Annotated in this window: 18 protein-coding genes; 15 read left to right on the plus strand and 3 right to left on the minus strand. The window is 46.0% G+C overall.

Annotation, left to right across the window (positions count from 1 at the left end):
- The first annotated feature begins 20 nt into the window (after window positions 1–20).
- The 11 genes from thiE (at window position 21) to AC1DM9_RS17855 (ending at window position 14208) form a co-directional block, all read left to right on the plus strand.
- On the plus strand, window positions 21–875 hold the full coding sequence (gene thiE / locus AC1DM9_RS17805) for a thiamine phosphate synthase (RefSeq protein WP_477581385.1): 855 nt from the start codon (window positions 21–23) through the stop codon (window positions 873–875).
- Between the two features lie 5 nt (window positions 876–880).
- Window positions 881–1699 (plus strand): thiazole synthase, encoded by an 819-nt coding sequence (locus tag AC1DM9_RS17810; protein WP_477581387.1) that lies wholly within the window; start codon window positions 881–883, stop codon window positions 1697–1699.
- Window positions 1699–2847 carry a glycine oxidase ThiO gene (thiO, locus tag AC1DM9_RS17815; protein WP_477581389.1) on the plus strand — a complete coding sequence of 383 codons (1149 nt, stop codon included), beginning with the start codon at window positions 1699–1701 and terminating at the stop codon, window positions 2845–2847. The genes AC1DM9_RS17810 and thiO overlap by 1 nt, the downstream gene beginning before the upstream one ends.
- 186 nt (window positions 2848–3033) lie before the next feature.
- Window positions 3034–4074 (plus strand): FecCD family ABC transporter permease, encoded by a 1041-nt coding sequence (locus AC1DM9_RS17820; protein WP_076270255.1) that lies wholly within the window; start codon window positions 3034–3036, stop codon window positions 4072–4074.
- Window positions 4075–4076: 2 nt separating this feature from the next.
- Window positions 4077–5108, plus strand: coding sequence for a FecCD family ABC transporter permease (locus AC1DM9_RS17825; RefSeq protein WP_477581391.1), 1032 nt, complete (start codon window positions 4077–4079; stop codon window positions 5106–5108).
- A 159-nt stretch (window positions 5109–5267) separates the two neighbouring features.
- Window positions 5268–11333, plus strand: a complete 6066-nt coding sequence (locus AC1DM9_RS17830; RefSeq protein ID WP_477581393.1) for a WIAG-tail domain — start codon at window positions 5268–5270, stop codon at window positions 11331–11333.
- 213 nt (window positions 11334–11546) lie between these two features.
- Entirely contained in the window at window positions 11547–12935 is a 1389-nt protein-coding gene (locus tag AC1DM9_RS17835) for a glycosyltransferase family 2 protein (protein WP_477581395.1), read from the plus strand.
- 64 nt (window positions 12936–12999) lie between these two features.
- On the plus strand, window positions 13000–13290 hold the full coding sequence (locus AC1DM9_RS17840; RefSeq protein WP_076270251.1) for a nucleoside-diphosphate sugar epimerase: 291 nt from the start codon (window positions 13000–13002) through the stop codon (window positions 13288–13290).
- Window positions 13291–13317: 27 nt separating this feature from the next.
- A complete protein-coding gene (locus AC1DM9_RS17845; protein WP_076270250.1) occupies window positions 13318–13662 on the plus strand; it encodes an alpha-helical endospore appendage domain-containing protein in 345 nt (114 codons plus the stop codon).
- Window positions 13662–13976, plus strand: coding sequence for a hypothetical protein (locus AC1DM9_RS17850; protein WP_477510600.1), 315 nt, complete (start codon window positions 13662–13664; stop codon window positions 13974–13976). Before AC1DM9_RS17845 ends, AC1DM9_RS17850 begins: the two co-directional genes overlap by 1 nt.
- Window positions 13963–14208: a hypothetical protein gene (locus AC1DM9_RS17855; protein WP_441886803.1), complete on the plus strand. Its 246-nt coding sequence runs from the start codon at window positions 13963–13965 to the stop codon at window positions 14206–14208. The genes AC1DM9_RS17850 and AC1DM9_RS17855 overlap by 14 nt, the downstream gene beginning before the upstream one ends.
- 81 nt (window positions 14209–14289) lie before the next feature.
- Here the strand turns inward: AC1DM9_RS17855 and AC1DM9_RS17860 are convergent, their stop codons facing one another.
- Complete coding sequence (locus tag AC1DM9_RS17860; protein WP_477581398.1) at window positions 14290–15297, minus strand: beta-ketoacyl-ACP synthase 3; 1008 nt, start codon at window positions 15295–15297, stop codon at window positions 14290–14292.
- Between the two features lie 161 nt (window positions 15298–15458).
- On the opposite strand from AC1DM9_RS17860, the gene AC1DM9_RS17865 reads away from it, so the two are divergent.
- On the plus strand, window positions 15459–16184 hold the full coding sequence (locus AC1DM9_RS17865) for a YhcN/YlaJ family sporulation lipoprotein (RefSeq protein ID WP_477581400.1): 726 nt from the start codon (window positions 15459–15461) through the stop codon (window positions 16182–16184).
- 232 nt (window positions 16185–16416) lie between these two features.
- Window positions 16417–17556: a hypothetical protein gene (locus AC1DM9_RS17870; RefSeq protein ID WP_477581402.1), complete on the plus strand. Its 1140-nt coding sequence runs from the start codon at window positions 16417–16419 to the stop codon at window positions 17554–17556.
- A 61-nt stretch (window positions 17557–17617) separates the two neighbouring features.
- On the opposite strand, the gene AC1DM9_RS17875 is transcribed toward AC1DM9_RS17870, so the two are convergent.
- Entirely contained in the window at window positions 17618–18697 is a 1080-nt protein-coding gene (locus AC1DM9_RS17875; RefSeq protein WP_477581404.1) for a glycosyltransferase, read from the minus strand.
- Between the two features lie 218 nt (window positions 18698–18915).
- Between AC1DM9_RS17875 and AC1DM9_RS17880 the strand changes: the two genes are divergently transcribed.
- Both AC1DM9_RS17880 and AC1DM9_RS17885 read left to right on the plus strand, forming a co-directional pair.
- A complete protein-coding gene (locus tag AC1DM9_RS17880; RefSeq protein ID WP_441886791.1) occupies window positions 18916–20229 on the plus strand; it encodes a nucleotide sugar dehydrogenase in 1314 nt (437 codons plus the stop codon).
- A complete protein-coding gene (locus AC1DM9_RS17885; protein ID WP_441886788.1) occupies window positions 20226–21011 on the plus strand; it encodes a glycosyltransferase family 2 protein in 786 nt (261 codons plus the stop codon). The genes AC1DM9_RS17880 and AC1DM9_RS17885 overlap by 4 nt, the downstream gene beginning before the upstream one ends.
- A 31-nt stretch (window positions 21012–21042) precedes the next feature.
- Here the strand turns inward: AC1DM9_RS17885 and AC1DM9_RS17890 are convergent, their stop codons facing one another.
- Window positions 21043–21861, minus strand: a complete 819-nt coding sequence (locus AC1DM9_RS17890; RefSeq protein WP_441886785.1) for a UTP--glucose-1-phosphate uridylyltransferase — start codon at window positions 21859–21861, stop codon at window positions 21043–21045.
- Window positions 21862–21974: the final 113 nt, after the last annotated feature.

The raw sequence follows: 21974 nt of genomic DNA on the forward strand, positions 1-21974 counted from the left end.
ATGAAAGGTTGTGTTTGAGAATGAGTAGACAAGGCTGGCGGAACTTCAAGCTCTACGCCATTACAGCAAAATCTAATCACCCTGGCAGATCCGTCGTTGAAGTGATGGAGCAGGCGCTGATTGGCGGAGCTCAAATGGTTCAGCTTCGCAACAAAACGGGGACGAGGGAAGAGGTGCTTGAAGAGGCCAAAGCCCTTCGAATACTAACGCGAAAATATAAAGTGCCTCTTATCATTAATGATTATCCTGATATTGTTCTTGAGACGGATGCTGACGGTGTTCATTTAGGTCAGGATGATATGCCAATTGCCAAAGCAAGAGAATGGCTTGGTGCTGACCGCATAATTGGCATATCCACGCATAACCTGCAGCAAGCGCTAGCTGCTGAACAGGAGGGAGCCGATTATATCGGCGTTGGGCCAGTGTACCCCACCGAAACAAAGCCGGGCCGTACGGCTGTTACTACAAGTTATGTTAGTGAAGCAGCGCATCATATATCGATACCGTTCGTGGCTATTGGCGGTATCACACTTGAAAATGTTGATGTCGTACTAGCGGCGGGAGCGACACGAATATGCGCAGTTTCAGCCATTGTTGGCCATAATGACCCGGCTGGTGTTTGTCAGGCTTTCTTAAAGAAAATCGATGCACACCGTTCTGAATATGTTCCTCCCTTTAAGATAGTGAAGATTAATGGCCGCGAGGAGCAGACCAGCGCTAAAACAGTGGAGGAACTGGTCGTCCAGCTGGGACAACAACATAAAAAGCTCGTTATTGAGCTTAACGGTATGATCGTACAACGTGCAAGGTGGGCTGAAACTGAATTACTTAGCGGAAGCTCCATAGAACTTGTGCATTTTGTTGGAGGGGGCTGAACATTTTGGGAAATTGGAATCATGAAGATGTCCTTCTTATTGGAGGACATGCGCTGCGGTCGCGCTTTTTTTTCGGTACGGGGCGATTTCCAAGTCCTGCTGTACTGCAGCAGGCGCTTGAAGCGTCGGGTTCGGAGGTTATTACGTTCGCGGTTAGAAGGGTTAATCTAGAGAGTGTGGAGGATGATTCGGTACTTCAACACTTTGAAGATAAACAAATGCAATATTTGCCGAATACATCTGGTGCGAGAACAGCGGAGGAGGCTGTTCGAATCGCGCGTCTGGCGAGAGAAGCTGGGCTTGGCAACTGGATTAAGGTTGAAATCAGCGGAGACCATCGAACACTTCTGCCTGACCCTATAGAAACGCTGCGTGCTACGGAGCAGCTTGCGAACGAGGGTTTTATCGTTCTTTCTTATACATCCGATGACCCAATCCTATGCCGGAAATTAGAGGAAGCTGGAGCTTCAGCAATCATGCCTGGAGGATCGCCAATTGGATCTGGGCTCGGATTGCTCAATCCCTATAACCTCGGACTTATTGCGGAGCAGTCGAGGGTTCCAGTCATCATCGATGCGGGTATTGGATCGGCGAAGGATGCTGCGGAAGCGATGGAGCTAGGTGCGGACGGCATTTTGGCTAATACGCCTATCGCTAAGGCACAGGATCCGATTATGATGGCTCGCGCATTTCGATTAGCGATTGAAGCAGGGCGGCTGGCATGGCTGGCTGGCCGCATACCGAAAAAACGTTATGCATCTGCAAGCAGTGATTGGGCAGGCTCATTATTTGAAACAGGAGTTAGCGCAGGAGGGGAACAATAATGCCCCAATCGGTAATTATACTAGGAGGCGGCATTATTGGTTTGTCTTGTGCCTTCGAGTCGGCGCGTAGAGGCATGAACGTAACACTCATTGAGCCAAGCGCACTCGGAGGGCAAGCATCCGGCGCAGCGGCAGGCATGCTTGCTCCATTTTCAGAAAATACGGAGCAGCCCGATCAATTTTTTCAGCTGTGCCTAAACAGTCACCGCAGCTACCCGGCGTGGATTAAAGCGATCGAGGAACAATCCGGCATGTCGACGGAGTGGGTAGAGAGCGGAAGCATTAACGTTTTTATGCATGAAGCAGACGTTTTGCCCATACAATCCAGATTGCAGTGGCAAAATGAATGGGGAGCCGAAGCTCAGCTTATTGATGCAGCTCAGCTTAGGAAGCTGGAGCCGATGCTTGCTCATTCGGCAATTGCTGGCGTATTTACGCCAAAGGAGAGCCATGTGTACGCGCCAAAGCTTGTTGCAGCGCTTGAAGAAGCTTGCCGGAGGTTAGGTGTCGTCATCCTATCCCATGCGGGTAAAATTGAAGAGGTTGCAGTTCAACAGAGCGGGGGAGCGTCTGTCCGAGCAGAAACGATGATAAAGAAGGTTCATGCCGATCGGCTAGTCGTCTGCGCGGGCGCTTGGTCAGGTGAATATGAACGATGGTTCGGACTTTCTGTTCCGATCCATCCGATTCGGGGACAAATCTGCTCTTATGAGCATCAAGAAGCTGAAGTTCGCCATATGATCTTCTCCAGCCAAGCCTATTGGGTCGGAAAAAGAAATGCTCGGCTCGTATGCGGTGCTTCTGAAGATGTCGCGGGCTTTGAGACGAGTGTGACAGAACGAGGCATCGGCCGCTTAATTCGCAGCAGCAATCAGCTTTTTCCATTTCTTAAAGGCAAAGAAACCGCGCATCGGTGGGCAGGCTTGCGTCCTGCAACGCGAGATGGAATGCCAATGCTTGGGCAAGTAGAGGGAATGCCAGCCGTTATTATGGCCGCAGGTCATTATCGCAACGGTATTTTGCTAAGTCCAATCACAGCTCATATTGTTGCTGATCTATTGGAAGAAAAGCAGGGAGAACCGTCGATCAGCAGATTTTCTCCTAACCGCTTTACGACTATTGCTATGAGAGGAAGGCTTTCTACTTGATAGGAAGCCGCATTAAGGCAGAACGAAATATCTAAATTATTGCATTGAAAACATATGAAAAATCTGCTATATTGAAAACGAGAATCGTTATCAGTTGAGTGGGTTTTTTTTTATGTCTGGAAACAGACTTCCTTTATGAAGCATTTTTTATCAACCAAAGTATACATACAGAAGGGTAGTTTTCAAATGTCTTCTCTATCAAGCAAGAAAGCGCTGGCAGGCACAAAGCTGCGCACACGGCCGCTAGTGGCTACGATTATTTTATTTGGCGGGCTTGCAGCACTCTTATTATCGCTCGCATTATCTATCTCCGTCGGTGCAGCAGATATCAGTCTTTCAACGGTATGGGATGGCGTATTCCACTTCAATGAGGAAAACATTCAGCATCAAATTATTAAAGAGCTTCGTATGCCGCGTGCGTTAGCCGCTGCTTTGGTGGGAGCAGCTTTCGCTGTCGCAGGTTCTGTTATGCAAGGCATGACTAGAAACCCATTAGCAGACTCGAGCTTGCTTGGAATTAACGCAGGAGCAGGTTTTATGTTGGCGCTTTGCTTCGCTTTTTTCCCTTCGATATCTTATCTTGGTCTTATGTTTGTGTGTTTTGCGGGTGCAGCAGTTGCAATGGGACTCGTATATGGAATCGGCTCATTAGCAAAAGGCGGCCTAACACCTGTGCGGCTTACACTGGCTGGTGCGGCTGTAGGGGCATTGCTGCTTGCTATAACAGAAGGCATAGCGATTTATTATAAAATTGGTCAGGATTTGGCTTTTTGGTATGCTGGCGGGGTAGCCGGAACGAAATGGCTGCAAATTCAAATTGTATGGCCATGGGTAGTTGGTGGACTGCTTGGCGCCATCGTGTTATCGCGCTCCATTACATTGTTAAGCTTAGGCGATGATGTTGCTGCAGGTCTTGGACAACGAACTGGCCTAGTAAAAGCAGCAGGCGTCATTATAGTCTTATTGCTGGCAGGCACCGCCGTTTCAGCGGTCGGCTCTATCGGTTTTGTAGGCTTGATTATTCCTCATATCTCACGATTCCTAGTTGGTGTCGACTATAGATGGATCATTCCATGCTCGGCGGTTTTGGGAAGTTTACTTATGGTGCTGGCTGATATTGGCGGGCGATTGATTAATCCGCCTCAGGAAGTGGCTATCGGTATTATAATCGCGGTTATAGGCGTTCCGTTCTTCCTCTATCTTGTAACAAGAATGAAGGGAGAATAAGCATGAATACTTACTTTATTACCGAAACCGAACAGCGTAGAAGAAAACGCGCAGTCCTCGTAATGACAGTGCTTAGCGTACTTATTGTTTTGTCCGTTATCATCAGTATGAACACAGGATTTATTCGCTTAGCACCGCTTGACGTATTCAAAACGTTAATTGGATCGGGAACGGCTAAGCAGGAGCTAATTTTATTTGATTTCCGCTTGCCGCGGATTGTCATCTCTATATTAATTGGCGCAGGTTTTGCAGTATCGGGCTGTATTATACAAGGATTATCGCGCAACCCGCTTTCTGATCCAGGGCTGCTGGGTATAAACGCGGGCGCAGGGCTTGCAGTTATCTTGTTTATTTCTTTTTATCCGACGACGGAAAAGGGCTCTATATTTTTGATGCCGTTTCTTGCATTAATCGGAGCATCGTTTACCGCATTGCTTATTTTTGTACTTTCGTATAAGAGACATCGAGGGTTATTGCCAACTCGGATGATATTGGTAGGTATTGCTGTAGCGGCGGGTATTAGCGCAGCGATGCAGCTTCTGATTTTGCGTCTAACGCCAGAGAAATATCAGTTTTTTGCTGTATGGATGGCGGGGAGCATTTGGGGAACGAACTGGAAGTATGTGGTTGCACTGCTCCCATGGCTAATCGTTATTTTTCCAATCGTGCAATATAAGGCGAAAGCATTGAATGCATTAAATTTAGGCGATCAATTGGCAGTTGGACTTGGAGCTCAAGTGAACAAGGAGCGGGCATTGCTGCTTGCTGCAGCGGTAGGCCTAGCTGGTTCTTGCGTTGCTGTCGGCGGGGGCATCGGATTTGTCGGACTCATAGCACCTCACTTGGCAAGAAGACTTGTCGGTCCGCAGCATCAGGTATTATTGCCAGCTTCAGCATTTGTAGGCGCGCTGCTCGTTATTGTGGCGGATACACTTGCCAGATGGGCATTCCAGCCAAACGAAATTCCAACAGGCATTGTTGTTGCTGTTATTGGAGCACCTTATTTCTTATACTTATTGTCCAGATCGAAATAGTTAAAACAGTTGAAACAGAAACCGCGGAGAGCTGCATGCTCCCGCGGTTTTTTGTTTGTTAAAAGCCGCATATGTACATTTGTCTGTACTCCTTGTAGCGAGCCCATGGGTACCTGCATATATTACCTATGACATTTCAGGTGGAAGAAGGAGAGGACTATGACAAAAAACAGAAAAGGGAAAAGCCCGAAGGGGCGAAAGCCGCTTTTTTATGTTGATAATCCGAATGCTTCCGAGTTAAAGTGGCTAGATGATTTGAACAGGAAGAAGGCCGCTGTTGCACAAGCACATGCAGCTAAAACGTTGATTAAAAAAGAGGAAGAAGAGAAGGAGAAAGCGAGCATTAACGCACTCGCTCTCATACTTGAGAATCCATCAGAGCAGATGGATTCGGAAGTTGTCACGGTGGAGGACTCTGAGGAGATTGAACAGTTAGAACAGCTTATTCAAGTGGAACCGGTGGAGCAAGAGCAGCAGCTGGAACTAGTAGAGCAGCAGGAACAAGTGGGGCAAGTAGAACTGTTGGAGCAAGGGGAACAGCTGGAACAATCGGAACAATCGCAAGAAGAGCAGCAGGAGCAAGCAAGGCTGTTGGAGCTAGGGGAGCAGCTGGAACTAAATGAACAATTGGAACAATCGCATGGAGAAGAGCTGCAGGAGCAATTAGAGCATTTGGATACGCTGGAGCAGCTGCACCAGATTGAAGAGCAAGAGCAGCTCGCTGTCGAAGAGCTTGCCCAGCAGATTGCTCAGTTAAGCTTGGAAGAAAAGTTTGAGAAACTTGATGAGAAATTGGCGCCGGAAGGTCCTCCAGCTTTTATATACACGGATGATTTGGTAGACTTTTCGGTTACATCAGAGAAAATTGCACCTGGGTCGATCGATAGCAGCAAGCTGGCAGCAGGCAGCGTGCAGGCAAGCACGATTGCCGATTATTCCATTCACACCATCCATTTAGCTGACGGCACAATCAACTCCGCTAAAATTGCAAAAGAATCGATTATGGGCGAGCATTTGGTAAACCACTCGATTACTGGAAACAAAATTTTGGATTATTCAATTTCTGGCAATAAGCTTCAAGATGGCAGCATCTCGTCAGAGAAGCTTGCGGATCGTACGATCAGTATGGACAAAATTGCAGAAGGGTCAATCGAATCCAGGCATTTGAAGTCATTGCTCATTACAACAGACCTGCTTGCCGATCAAGCCATTACTGGCGATAAAATTAAAAGCGGAACGATCCGACCGGAAAATTTGGCTAATGAAGCCGTTGACAACTCAAAGCTTTCTGAAGGAGCAGTAACACATTCCAAGCTTCGTGACTCAGCTGTTACGAGTGAGAAGATAGCAGCAGAAGCGATTGAAGCGGAGCATTTGAAGCCTGGATTGCTGCTATCTGAGCATGTCGCAGTTGGTATTATTCAGGGAAAGCATTTGGCCCTCGGAGACATAGCCGCGGAACATCTAGCAGAAGGAGCAGTCGGAACAAGGGAATTGCAGCCAAAAGCGGTAAAAGCAGAACAATTAGCGGACGAATCGGTATCTTCATCTCATCTTCAAGCAGCGGCCGTTCTAAGCTCCCACATTGGAACAGGGCAAATAACAAGTGAGCACATCGCGGATCAGTCCATTAACTCTAGGAAGCTTGCGGATCAATCGGTATCCACCATTAAAATTGTTGATCATTCGATAACGATTTCCAAGCTTTCTGATCAATCCGTTAATGCTCAGAAGCTCGCGAATGACTCCGTTCACAGCCGTCATTTGGGCTCTGGAAGCATTACATCCGACAAAATTGCTGATGGGCAAATATTGCAGGCGCATCTGACAACAGATGCAGTAAACATGAAGCATATTGCAGCAAATGCAATTAAACGGGATCATTTGCAAAGCGGCATTGTTAATGAAGATAAAATCGCGCCATTATCCATTCGTGTTGAACATATTGGTATGGAGGCTGTTGGTACTACTCAATTAGCGGATGCTTCAATAACGCGAAGTAAGCTGGTTGATGGTGCTGTTGATAATAAAGTCATAGCAAACTTTGCTATTGAATCCCGGCATCTTCAGGATGAATCGGTAACGTTTCAGAAGCTGGCTCCTGAAGTGTTAAGGTCGTATCATTTCACTAAGGGTGCCGTAACGGGTGAAGCGATTTCTTCTGAAGCAGTGAACGGCATGCATTTAAAATCGGAGATCATTGAAGGACGCCATCTCGCAAAGGATGCTGTAGATAACAAAAAGCTGCAAGACGGTTCAGTTACGAGCAGCAAGCTAACGAAAGGCGCTGTCACGGATCAAGCTATTGCTTCAGGTGCAGTTTTTTCGCATCATTTGGCAGATCATACTGTAAATTCATTAAAGCTTTCCCCTGAATCGGTTACGACGGATAAGCTGGCTGATTTAAGCGTCTCGACTGGCAAGCTCGCAGACGGAAGCGTATCGAGTGTCAAGATTGCGTCGCAAGCTATTATGCCAGGGCATCTCGGAGCCAATTTGATTGCTTCCCACCACATACAAGCAGAATCGATTCGCTCGACCCATATTGAAGCTCATGCAATTGGAGCTGAACATTTGGCTGATCAATCGATCGGAAATGACCACCTTCAAGATGGTGTCATTACATCTGCAAAACTTGCTTTCGGCGCTGTGCAATCAAAGCAGATAGCAAATGAATCGGTGCTTAGCCGTCATTTGGGAAATGCAGCCGTGCTCGGAATCCATTTGGGAGAAGGGTCGGTTCATGCCGCGCATTTGGCGGATGATTCGATTACGATTGAAAAGCTGACAGCAAACAGTATTGGACCAGCGCAATTGCAAAACGATTCCGTAGGTGCTGATGTCATAAGCAAAGGTGCTGTAGGTACGGATCATATCGCACCAGGAGCCATTACGTCGGGTAAAATAGCGGAATTGTCGATCGGCGCGAAGCAGCTTAAGCCAGAGTCGGTAAATGCAACGCATTTAACAATAAATAGTGTAAACGAACATGCATTGCAGGATGAGGCGGTGACGAGTGCAAAGCTGGCTCAAGATGCCGTCTCAAGCGAGCATGTACAGCTCGAATCACTTGCTGGAAAACATTTGAAATCCGATTCGATTCAAGGCTATCATGTTCGCAAGGGCACGATTACACTAGCTCATTTGGCTAATGATGTGCTTGTGTTTGATCGAATTGCTGACAATAGTATTTTGGGAAGAAAGATTAAGGAAGGCTCTATCGATAGTAAGTTGTTGTCAGTCGACAGTGTGGGGACGGAGCAGCTGGCAGACGGAAGCGTGACGACGTCGAAGCTGAAGCTAGGTAGCGTAGGAAAGGATCAGTTGTCGGACGGAAGCGTAACGACATCGAAGCTGGTACTAGGCAGTGTAGGTTCGGAGCAGCTGGCGAATGAAAGTGTGACGACGACGAAATTGGTACTAGGCAGCGTAGGCTCGAAGCAGTTGTCGGACGGCAGTGTGACGACATCGAAGCTGGAACTAGGCAGTGTGGGTACGGAGCAGTTGGCGGACGGAAGTGTAACGTCGTCGAAGCTGGAGCTAGGCAGCATAGGCTCGGCTCAGTTGTCAGATGGTTGTGTGACAAAATCGAAGCTGGAGCTGCGCAGTGTAGGTACGGAGCAGTTGTCGGATCGCAGCGTGTCGACATCGAAGCTGGTACTTGGCAGCGTGGGTACGGATCAGTTGAAGGATGGCAGTGTAACGACATCGAAGCTTGAGTTAGGCAGTGTAGGTACGGAGCAGTTGGCGGACGGTAGTGTTACAAAATCGAAGCTGGTACTTGGCAGTGTAGGCTCGGAGCAGTTGTCGGATGGCAGTGTGACGACGAATAAGTTGGTACGTGGCAGCGTGGGTACGGATCAGTTGATGGATAGCAGTGTGACGACATCGAAGCTGGTACCTGGCAGCGTGAGTACGGAGCAGTTGTCGGATGGCAGTGTGACGACATCGAAGCTGGTACCTGGCAGTGTAGGCCCAGATCAGTTGTCGGATGGCAGTGTGACGAAATCGAAGCTGGAGCTACGCAGTGTAGGTACGGATCAGTTGGCGGATGGTAGTGTAACGAAATCGAAGCTGGAGCTGCGCAGTGTAGGTACGGAGCAGTTGGCGGATGGCAGTGTAACAAAATCGAAGCTGGTACTAGGCAGTGTAGGCTCGGATCAGTTGTCGAATGGCAGTGTGACGACGACGAAGTTGGTGCTTGGCAGCGTGGGTACGGATCAATTGGCGGACGGCAGTGTAACAAAATCGAAGCTGGTACTAGGCAGTGTAGGCTCTGATCAGTTGTCGAATGGCAGTGTGACAACGACGAAGTTGGTGCTTGGCAGCGTGGGTACGGCTCAGTTGTCGGATGGAAGTGTGACGGCATCGAAGCTTGAGCTAGGCAGCGTAGGTACAGATCAGTTGTCAGATGGAAGTGTAACTACAACAAAGATCGCGTTAGAGAGCATAGGTTCGGATCAGTTAATGGATGGAAGCGTGACTGCATGGAAACTAGCGTTTGGAAGCGTTGGATCAGAACAGCTGACTGACGGAAGTGTGACAACAGAGAAACTGGCGCTTGGAAGCGTAGGCTCGAATCAGCTGTTGGACGGAAGTGTGACGTCAACGAAGCTGGCATTTGGCAGTGTAAATTCGGAACAGCTGACGGACGGCAGTGTGACGACATCGAAACTGGCGTATGAAAGCATAGGTTCGGAGCAGCTAGCAGATGGCAGTGTGACAACATCGAAGCTGTCGTATGGAAGCATTGGTTTAGAACAACTGATGGATAGAAGTGTGACATCAGCAAAACTTGCGTATGGAAGCGTTGGTTCAGAACAACTGACGGATAGAAGTGTGACATCAGCGAAGCTTACGAATGGAAGTGTTGGATCAGAACAGCTGACTGACGGAAGTGTGACAACAGAGAAACTGGCGCTAGGCAGCATAGGTTCGAATCAGCTGATGGACGGAAGTGTGACATCAACGAAGCTGGCATTTGGCAGTGTAAATTCGGAACAGCTGACGGACGGCAGTGTGACGACAGCGAAGCTTGCGTATGGAAGCGTAGATTCAGAACAGCTGATGGGCGGAAGTGTAACATCATCAAAATTGGCATATGACAGTGTAGGTTCAGAGCACTTGATAGACAGAAGCGTGACGACGACCAAGCTAGCATTTGACAGCGTAGGTTTGGAACAGCTGATGGACGGAAGCGTGACATCCGCGAAGCTGGCGAATGGAAGCATTGGTTCAGAACAACTGACGGATAGAAGTGTGACATCAACAAAGCTGGCGTATGGAAGCGTAGGTTCAGAACAACTGACGGATAGAAGTGTGACGTCAGCGAAGCTTACGCATGGAAGCGTAAGTTCAGAACAGTTGGCAGACGGAAGTGTGACGACATCGAAGCTGGCTTATGGCAGTGTAGATTCAGAACAGCTGATGGGCGGAAGCGTAACTTCATCGAAACTGGCGTATGATAGCATAGGTTCAGAGCACTTAATGGACGGAAGTGTGACAACGACGAAGCTGGGAATTGGCAGCGTAGGATCGGAGCAGCTGACGGACGGAAGCGTGACAACGACGAAGCTGGCGTTTGGCAGCGTAGGAACGGAACAGCTGACGGACGGAAGCGTGACAACGACGAAGCTGGCATTTGGCAGCGTAGGATCGGAACAGCTGACGGACGGAAGCGTGACAACGACGAAGCTGGCGTTTGGCAGCATAGGATCGGAACAGCTGGCGGACGGAAGTGTAACTTCAGCGAAGCTCGCTCTTGGCAGCGTAGGAACGGAACAAATTGTTCCGGGAAGCATTACCGCAGATTTGTTGGCACCTGGATTACTGCTGAGCAATGTAGAGGGTTCAGCTGCAAATCAAGTAGAGCAGATTGCAGATGGCTCAATTACTGGAAGGCATATTCAAGAGCAATCCATTGGTCTTTCAGCACTGCAATTTGCACCTGTAATTACTAACGCAAGCCAAGGCATTGTAAAGCAGCAATTTGGGCTTGCGCCTTACAGCTTTGCTGTGCAAGCAGAACAAGTAGAGCTTATCATTCCATTTGATGAGCCGTTCGTGGATAATTATTACGTGCTAACCGTAACGACTGACAACCCGGCTTGCTACGCTGTAGCTCATTCGAAAGCTGCGGATCATGCAGTTATTTTCATCATTCGTACACGCATCAGTCAAGAGCCAGTTGGCCATCTCAACTGGATTGCTATCGGTAAAGGATAAGACGAATTGAAAAGGAGATTGCCTGTAGGTGTAAAACACCAAAGGCAATCTCTTTTTATACAAAATTATAAGACAACTCTAGCATTTTGTTGTCGCAGCATTTTATACTCATTCCTTGCTAAGCAGTACACTTGCCGTTGCAGATATCTCTTCAAAACATACTATATGATGTTGAAGTAAAAAAGATCAAATGACGGATTGGAGAGGTTATCGATGAGACGCAAAAAAAGACCGGTCCGACGTCTCAAAAACAATGTTAGTTTGCGCAATACAGCGGAAAAAAGAGTAGAGAGATATAGGCTGGGTATGAATGAAGGCTATGAGGAAGGATTGAAAGCCGGCATTGAAAGCTATGATTCTTGTTTCGAAGGAACTAGCATAATTATTCCCAGTCATAATGAGGTTGAATCGGTAAAAGCATGTATCGAAGGCATTATGGATCATACCGATTTGCCTTATGAAATCATCGTTATAGATAATGGATCTTCAGATGGTATCGAGCATTATTTAAGACAACTAGATGGCCAAGTGCGGTATCGTATTTTAGCAAAATCGGCAGGCTTCACAGGCGCTGCAAATAAAGGTTTAATGATGGCTAAAGGGACGACTATTTTGCTGCTAAACAATGGGATGCGACCGACTGAAAATTGGCTCGACAATCTATTAATATGCTTGAATAGCGATGCTGGCATCGGAATGGTAGGCCCTGTCTCTATCGGTCTGACTGGCAAACAAAAGATGGAGTTTCATTATGTTGATATGGAAGATATGCATGAACTTGCGAGATTAAATAATGCTAGTGATTCATCGAAATGGCATCAAACAGAGCGGTTAGCAAGCAGATGCCTGCTCTTTCGGCGCGAGCTGCTGGAGAAAGTGGGCTTTCTCGATGAAGGCTGCCAAGAGTCGCCGTTTGAAGCAGAAGATTATGGCTTGCGAGTGAGATTGCAAGGATATTCATTGGTTTACGCGCGCGACGCCTACATTCATGCCGAACGACATGATAAGGAGCTGGCGGAGTACAACGCGAAAGAGTCCGAGGCGCTTGAATCCAAGCATTATTTTATGAACAAATGGAGCGGCTTGGATGAGAAGTTTTTGGACCGAGAGGGAACTGACTTTGAACGTCAAGCCAAGCTTCCTGAATGGGAAGCGGGCATTAGACCGAAGCTTGGGGAGTCGGTGTTTTATCCGCAGCAAATGGTCGTAAAAGGTTTTGGAGAAACAATCTATTGGATAGAGGACAGCGTTAGACGGCCCATTCATGGCTTATGGGAGCAGCCAGTTAAACGTGTATCTCAGCTTGACTTGTGTCGTTGGCCGATCGGTGAGCCTATCGAGGTGGATGTAGTCATTTCACGTAAAGGCTCGCTATATTACGGTGATAGCAACGAACTCCAAAATGGCAGCATTTATGCAAGTGAGAACGGAAGCAGCTTCTATCTTGAGAATGGCAAGAAACGTATTATTATGAGTCGCCTTGCTGCCGATGGCTGGGGCTTGCAGCTTGGGCATAAAGAGAAGCTTTCCGAAGCAGAGCTTCGTATGATTCCCGATGGCTTGCCCTTGATCGCACCGATTACGCTTCGTCAAGCATTGTAACAAAAGGGAAGTATCCACTGCTGCGGAGCACGCATATGATGTAGGAGCAAGGAGGGAAAGTACGATGCAAGCTACAATTACGGAAATTATGCAGCATATGTCTCACGGCAATGTACAAATGGCACGAATGCTAGAAGCAGAACGGCATGTAACGGTTCGCTTATCCGAGATCGTGCAGGCGCTTCCAGACGAGCATCCGAATTTAGGAGGTTTATCTGGCATTCTGGAAAATACGCAAGCAGTGGGTCAGAATATCGTTGCATATTTGAATAGTATCGCAGATTTTCAAGAAACGATTGCTGCTCAGCTGACCTATGTTGTGCGTGAGCTTAAGGAAGCAGACGGGGAAGAATAGAGAGCAAATAAGGAGGTCTAGCTTGCAATGGATCGTGATCAAGCCTATATGCGAATGCTTAGCTCAACAGCTAATATGCAATGGAATATAGCAATTATGCTGGAAGCCAAAGCGGCTGAGGCAGAGAAGATGCGAGGCTGGATATGTAATCATGTGCATACCCACACCTTTAATTCGCACCAAACGCAGCTAGGCCAGTCTATTCAAATGCATGATCAGGTGATTGAGATGATCGATGGAATCGCGAAGCTTAATCAAGGGATCGTGTCTATTATGAAGGCTGTGCTGCAGCAAGAGGAAGAAATGTCAGAGAGCTATGGTGATTCATTGTCTTCACTGGGCAAGGGCTTCACCTTTGGTGACAAAAACTGATGGAGACCTTGGGATCTGAACGTGAGGCAAGAGCGGCTTTTTTAGCCTCGCTTGCTAGAAGCCAAGGCGCGCTTGCCCGTATATTAGAAAGTATCGCTGATGTGTCTGATGCTTCACAAGGAACAGTTAAGCTCCTCCGGGACAATGTAAGATCGCTTACCGAACTACAGGAAACGATTGCTGAATCGGTAACAAGCCTTGCTTGGCATAGACGGGTAAAACGGAAGGGTAATCCAACGAAGCCATGGCTTCAGCCTGAGCTGCCTATCTATGGCGTTCATTGGTCAGGGGGAGAGGGGATTGTTGAACAATAAGAGCAAAACACGGAAAAGTGAAAGTGCACGAAGCCCTCGCAAACGGACAGCAAGAAGAAATACGACAAGCAAAAAAACACTACAACGTAGAAAACAAGTACCGAGGAAACGATTTGCCCATAAGGAAACCGAACGAGCTGGACTTGGGCAAACCTTTAATGATGGCTATAACACAGGGTTTGCAACGGGTTTTGAAGATGGACATCAAGCAGCATACGAGAGTCAACCCTAAATGGCTGTAGCAAAACAGCCCTCTACACCATCTGTTCCAAGCGGAATATAATCGATGGAGTATAGGGCTGTTTAGCATGTTCTAGAAGGACCAGCGAAGAACGACGCCAGCTTGAGTTAATCCGCCTCCAAAGCCGTATAGGAGCAAAAGATGTCCAGGCTTAACGAAGCCGGATTTCACAGCCTCGTCTAGGGCAAGAGGAATGGATGCAGCGGATGTGTTGCCATATTGTTTTATACTCGATAAGGTTTGTTCAAGTGAGAAGCCTGTTCGTTCGCAAAGCGATTCTATAATTCGCATATTAGCGCTATGAGGAATAAACCAATTGATATCTGCCGGTGTATATCCGCTCTTCTCCAATAGCTGCTGAACACCTTCAGCTACATGACTAACCGCCCAGCGATATACTTCCCGGCCGTTTTGCACGATTAAACCGTTCGTTTGTATATCATGCTCACCAATTGCGGATGCTAAACTGCTGCGATAAAGCAGATGACCACGGGCACCATCTGTTTTGGTGTATACTGCTTCGATATCGCCATGTCCGTCATGCGAAGCTTCCATAAGAATTGCGCCAGCCCCGTCGCCAAACAAAATACAGGTCGTACGGTCTGTATAATCCGTAATTTTGGATAACGTTTCTGCGCCAAGCACTAAAATTTTGCGATGCGCTCCAGATAACAACAAGCCATTCGCTAATTGAATGGCAGCGGCAAAACCAGCACAGGCTGCTTGAATATCAGCTGCACCTGCATGGCTGATGTTGAAGTGCGACTGCACCTGAGAAGCTACGCTTGGGAAGACGGCATCTGGGGTAGAAGTAGCCACGATAATGTAGTCAACATCAGTCAAGCTTACGCCGTAGCGTTCAATCATATTATGAACAGCTTCAAAGCATAGATCGCTGGTGAACTGACTGTCTGAGGCGATATGACGCTCCTTGATGCCGGTTCGCTGCATGATCCATTCATCGCTCGTCTCCACAAGCTTCTCCATATCTGTGTTTGTTAAAATCCGTTCAGGAACGTAAGTGCCTATCGCGGTAATGACGGCATTCGATTGAATGACAGATGGTTTTATTTTGTCCATACAATGCACACTTCCTCTCAAAATTAGTACCAAGTACTAGTATCTGATACTAATTTACTTCATCCCTTTTGCTTTGTCAATGCAATGAATAGCGAGTCCTGAAAAGGCGAACGCTAAGGAAGGGTCCGGTGCCTAAACAAAACAAGTTGGAGGATGGCTAAATGCGCAAACAAATCGTTGCTTTGTCTGCAGGTGTGCTGCTAAGCACAATGCTGGCAGGCTGCATGGAAAATCACGGTGAGCTTGGAAATAAAGACATCCGCTCGAACAGTATCCGTTATGATGCAAATGGAAATTTATTAAAAAACAAACGATTCGCCGATGACCAAATGAATGAGAAAAATCGAGTAAATGGACGCAGGCTAAACAGCAATAACGTCATCGGCTCGCATAAAAATTATAGAATGCAAATGAATGAAAAAATGGCTAAGGAGATCACAGATTTAGGTGTAGTCAAATCTTCATATGTGATGATAACCGACCATAACGCATACGTAGCTGTTTCATTAGATGAGATTCAGCCTAAGGTTGAATCCAAAATGCTAAGTCGAACAAATAGTGGGTATATGGGGAAAGAGGGCGTGGAGATTAGCCGGCGCATGAGCACCCTGTCTACAGGAAACCATATGCTTACGGCGCAAGTAAAGGAACAAATTGCGAGTAAAGTGAAGCAATTAAATCCGAGCATTGAACATGTATATGTGTCAGCTAATCCTGATTTTGTTGGGCGGATGAATGCGTATATGAATGATGTGAAGCTTGGGCATCCTATACAAGGCTATATTGCAGAATTTAATGCGATGGTCGAACGAATTTTTCCAGCGCAAACTGTAGAAAATAAGATGAAGAGCAAAAGCATCAAAGATAGACGCATGATTTACGACTAAAGGGCAGGTAATCGTAATGAAAATACAGAAACGGCTGGAGGGTTTCAATCTCTGAGCCGTTTTTATTTTGGAATGGCAATGGGTAAAACTATCAGATGATCTTCACCCTATATTTAGACGGATACTAGGGTTTCCTATGAAACAAGGCAATCATAGGATATGACAGGAGAGGAGATGGTCGTACTGCCATGAATGATAATAGACTAGTTATAGCTAGATTGGGAGAGGCATTATGATTTTTGGGACGGTTATACATGCAGATCATACAGCCAAAGCGATAATGATGGCCAAATCCATTAAGAAACATATGCCTAATGGCAAGGTTATCATTGGTGTGATGGAGGAAACTATGCCTAATGTCGCTGTTGGCTGTCCTTATTTTGATGAGGTCGTGCTCATGAAAGATACGGATGCATATTCCAATATGAAAAAGTTTTTTTTCCAGTACACTCTTCAAGAAGCACAGCGGGCTTGCAAGGCTTTATTGGTGAACTATATATACAAAAAGTATACGAATGAGATAGCTATCCATTACTTGGATGCGGATACATGGGTCATTTCGCCATTTGAAGAGCTTGCAGAAGGTTTCAATCAGCATCCCATTACTTTGATAGGAAAAGTCATTGATCCTGAGTTTCTGGATTTGGATTGGTTGACGGATGTTAGGAAAAACGGGATCTATGATTCAAGCTTTATGAGCTTTAAACGTCATGCTGTTACGGAAAGCTTCCTGAAATGCTGGCTCAAGCTTAGTGAAAATAATTGTTATTATGATCAAACGACCCATAATTTTATCGATCAAGGATGGCTGGATCAAGCGCACACACTCTTTGATGGTGTCTTTTCCTTGCGTGATGCGGGCTATCAGGTCTCTCACAGCAACCTTATGGAGAGATGGGATATATCAAAAACTGTCTCTCATACGTATTCCATTGGTAATAAACCACTGCGCTCCATTCGAATATCCAATAATTTTGAGCTGGCGATCTCATGGATCGAGCATGAGAAGGGGCAGCTATACGGAGAACTAATCGAAGAATATAGAAATGAATGGATAGAAGTAGAACGAAATACAGCGGCGAGCTCAACCTGGAGCTATAGTCACTTCACTAGCGGAGAAGTGATTGCAGATCAAACGAGAGGAAAGTTTCGCATGCATTACTATGACAATTCTGAAGTTGAAAATCCATTTTTGCTTTCAAATGGGTACTTTCATTCAGAAGCGTTCAGTAAGGATGTGATGGATCAATCGATTCCGTATTACGCGGACGAACCAGATCGGATAAAGCATCGAAACATGATGGTGAAGAAGAGAAGAGCTCGGCGCAAGCTAAGGAAGCCTATCCGCAAAAAACGTCGTCGTTTGTATTGAGATATGCCTCAATTGAAATGAAAAAAATGCACCCGTTAGCCTAGGTGCATTTTTTGCATTCTTATTTATTTAATCTTGCACGATGCTTCGTGTAACCAAAGTTTGCTTCAACATATTGAATCGCTCTTCTCACTTGCCTATCGTAAAGTTCGGAGCTTGACATCAACCGATCGATTTCATTCGTTACATTGGAAGGTTCAGCATAAATGGCGGCTTCACCAAAAAGCTCCTTGTAGCTTGGGGGAAGAATAACCGGCACGCCAGCAGCCATCGCCTCAAAAATAACGCGGCCAAACGCTTCGACACAATTGGGATGTGTATAGTAAACAAAGACGTCGAGTCCTGCCAAAAAAGACTTTGGCGAGCGTTTTCCAAATCCAAGCACATGCCAATTTTGAGGCAGCTTTCCTAATATCCGACGCGGTGTTCTAGCACCGCCAAGAATGTGTATTTCATATTTTGATGAAGCGGGATAAATTTTTAGAAGATCCGTTCGATTGGAAGGCCATTTCACATAAGCATCTCTGGAGTGTCTGCCTATTTTGATCACGCCTCTGTGAGAAGGACGGTTTTTCCGTCTCCATTCCCTCGTATTAATGATGTTGACCCAATCTGCAGAAGCCAATTTAATGTTCTTCAAATCACCTGCATGGTGCTTAAAAAGCGTTTTTCTCACTTGAGGGCCGATTGGATGCCATGTGCTGGATTTTCCGAAAAATTGTTTGACCCGCTGTTCGCAGCGACTAATGTTATAAACTAACCGGCCGTATCTGCCATAATCCTTTCTTGGGGTTTGATTGACGATGACGTGTATTCTCTTTGCCGATACGTTCGGTTTATATCTTCTTCTCACATGAAGAATTCGCGGATGTCTAATAATTAGAGTTTCACAGGTAGCTCTGGCGGTTGTATTCAGCATTCGAATGCTCCGCCCATCGACCATACGCTTGATTTTGGGGTTAATTGTACTGGTTTTGCTTCTTGGCTGGCCGGACATGTGAATCAGCCCTGTTGTTAGACCTGCTCTTTTTTGAGCTTTCATTTCTTCTACGTTGGATGAGGTTGTTCCACCCGGCAATCTAAAGTCAGACATCATAATGACGTCAAAATGCCTGCTGAGCTTCCGGTATTTTCCAGCCATATCGTTACCCCTCTCGAAGCATTTGCTTGCTGCAGATTATCGATAGCATATGCGGCATTTGAAAGGAAGGTATAAGGCGAATGCAAGGGAAGTGGAAAATTGGGCTGTGATCACGGTGGCTGCATTTTGTATCCAAACTGTCCAAACTCTTAATAAGTTGTTTCATATACTATCTAAGCTGATTAAAAATTACTAGAGAGAAGGCTAGAGATCAGAATATGAGCGATTTGCATAATCATAACGCGATTGAAAAGCAGAGAACGGTAGCTATTGTGGGGCTTGGTTATGTGGGTCTGCCACTTGCTCTGCTTTTTGTTCGTAAGGGGTTTAACGTTGTTGGAATTGATTTGGATAGAAGAAAAGTAGAGTCGATTCAATTAGGAAAAAGCTATATAAACGAAATTAAGGATCAGGATATACAAGAAGCGAATTTATCTGACCGCTTTACCGTTTCAAATGAGTTTCATCTAATGGATGCAGCTGAAGCAATCGTTATTTGTGTGCCAACGCCTTTAACTGCGCATGGAACGCCTGATTTGAGCTATTTGACGCAAGCGGCCAAACAAATCAGCAGTAGACTTAAGCGGCAGCAGCTAGTCATATTAGAAAGCTCAACTTACCCGGGCACTACAAGAGAAGTGCTCCTGCCTGTTTTGAATCAAACCGGGCTTAACGCAGGGATAGACTATCATATTGCCTACTCGCCTGAACGGGTAGATCCTGGAAATAAACATTTTGATGTAGAAAGTATTCCAAAGGTAATTAGCGGCGTAACGCCCGGCTGCTTGGAGCGAGTGAAGGAATTATACAATCAAATTTTTATTCGTGTGCATCCCGTTTCCTCCACGGATACAGCGGAGATGACAAAAATATTGGAAAATGCTTATCGACTAATTAACATTTCTTTCATTAATGAAATGGCCTTAATATGCGATGCAATCCATCTGAATGTTTGGGAAATTATCGAGGCAGCCAGTACGAAGCCATTTGGATACAACACGTTTTATCCCGGGCCTGGAATTGGCGGTCACTGTATTCCGGTGGACCCCTCGTATTTAGCATGGAAGCTGAAGCAGCATGGCATTACTTCTGATTTTATTCACATTTCAAATACAATTAATGATGGAATGCCGCTATATATTACACAGCAGCTTGAACATTATTTGGCGCCTAAACCGCTCTCGGAAACGAGAATTATGATATATGGAGTAGCCTATAAGCCAGATATATCTGATTACAGGGAATCAGCGGCTATTGGTTTGATTCAAAGTCTGCATCTAAAAGGTGCGGATGTAGTTTACCATGATCCATACGTGCCATCGCTGCAAGTAGGCGAGCATAAGCTTGTCAGCTTGGAGCTAAGCGCAGAAACACTTTCAAATACAGATTGCGTTATCATTGCTACCGATCATACTTCTTTGCCGCTGGAACTTGTTTTGGAGCATGCTCCGTTTGTATATGACACCCGAAATGTAGTCAAAGGGATTACGGGCAAATCAAGAATCGTCACGCTCGGAGGCGGCGGATCATGAGAGTATCACTAGCTGTTTATGACCGAGTAAGGAGGCACGATGCAGCCGGCATGGATAAGGAGCATTTTTCCGGTCAGGGGAGGATGACCTCAGGTGTAACCATAGTTACAGCAACAAATAAGCCCCTCTTTATGCAAAATCTATTCACTAACTTCAAGCGTCAGCAATGGAGGGTGAAGGAGATGATCGTGCTGCTCAATAACGATGGCATGAACATTGAACTTTACAAAAAACAGGCCAGCAGCTTTGGAAATGTATCGATATACAAGCTGCCGGCCAAATGGTCGCTTGGGAAATGCTTAAATTACGGCATTAGCAAAGCCCAATATGAGATTATAGCCAAATTCGACGATGATGATTATTACGCTCCGAATTATTTGACTGAGGCAATGCTGCGACTTGAAAAGACGGAAGCGGATCTGATAGGGAAAAATAAGTTTTATATGTACTTTAAGCATTCTTCAAGGCTGATGCTTGCAACGATGCCTAGTAAAAATAGAGTAGCAGGAGCGACGATGCTGTTCAAAAAAAAGCTGTATCCGGACGTTTCTTTCAAACATCTTCGCAAGGGAACGGATATGAGGTTTCAGAAGGACAGCATCAAAAAAGGCTATAAGCTGGCTTTCACAAGTCCCAGCCATTTTGTAGCAATTAGAAGAGCCAATCAAAAAATGCATACATGGAAGGTTACGAAAAAAACGATTCGATTGCTTCGTGCCAAAAAAATTGCGCAGACGAAGCAATACCGAAGCATAGTCAATCAGAGCAGCAAACAAAAATAAGGATGGCAGCAGCCTATCCTTATTTTTTGCTTTATTGCTTCCGCTTTTTATGGAGCTGGTATGCACGCTGTTGAATTTTCAAGTAGTCATGCTCGATGCTCGTATCGTACCAGCGTTCCTTGTATACATATCCGATCGCTTTGCGTGTCATGCCCATCTGATTTAAAGCATCGGTTAATTGAATCTCTCCGCCTATTCCGGGTTTCGTTGTTTTTAATAATTCGAAAATGCCGGGTTCAAGAATATATCTGCCCATGACCGCGAGCTGGGACGGAGGATCATATGCCGGCTTCTCTACTATGGAAGCGACCTCGTAAATTCGGCGCTGAACTTGAACAGCAGACGCCACGCCGTATTGGGACAACAGCTTGGGGTCAACCGATTGCAGTCCAATGACATTGGTTCTGTGCTTCTCGTAGTTTCGAATTAAGGGTAAGAGCAAAGAGTTTTGATACAGGTTTATTTGATCCGGCAGCAGAACAGCAAAGGGCTCGTTTGCAGCAAATGATTGTCCAAGCGAAACGGCATGACCAAGACCGAGTGCTTCATATTGACGAATATATTGAATATTGACTTTGGCGGGAGCAATGATAGGCAGCATGCTTTCTTTGTGAATCGTACGCAAATGAGCCTCCAGCTCCATCGAACGGTCAAAATAGTTCATAATTTCTGTCTTATTGCGAGATAGTATAATTAAAATGTCGGTAATTCCTGCATCGACTGCTTCTTTAACTACATAGTCGATTGCGGGTCGGTTTCCAATGGGAAACAATTCTTTGGGTATAGCCTTGGTTATGGGTAAATTGCGAATTCCATAGCCTGCGGCAGGAATGATCGCTTTTCGAATCAATTGCATCACCTCTAGTTTTGAATGTCTCTCTAAATCTAGTTTATTAATAAAATATAGATTTGAAGCTTGTCTTTCTTAAAAAAGGCAGCCGTACAAGCCCCTTTATCGTTATG

It is taken from the genome of Paenibacillus sp. 01T431 (assembly GCF_056398625.1).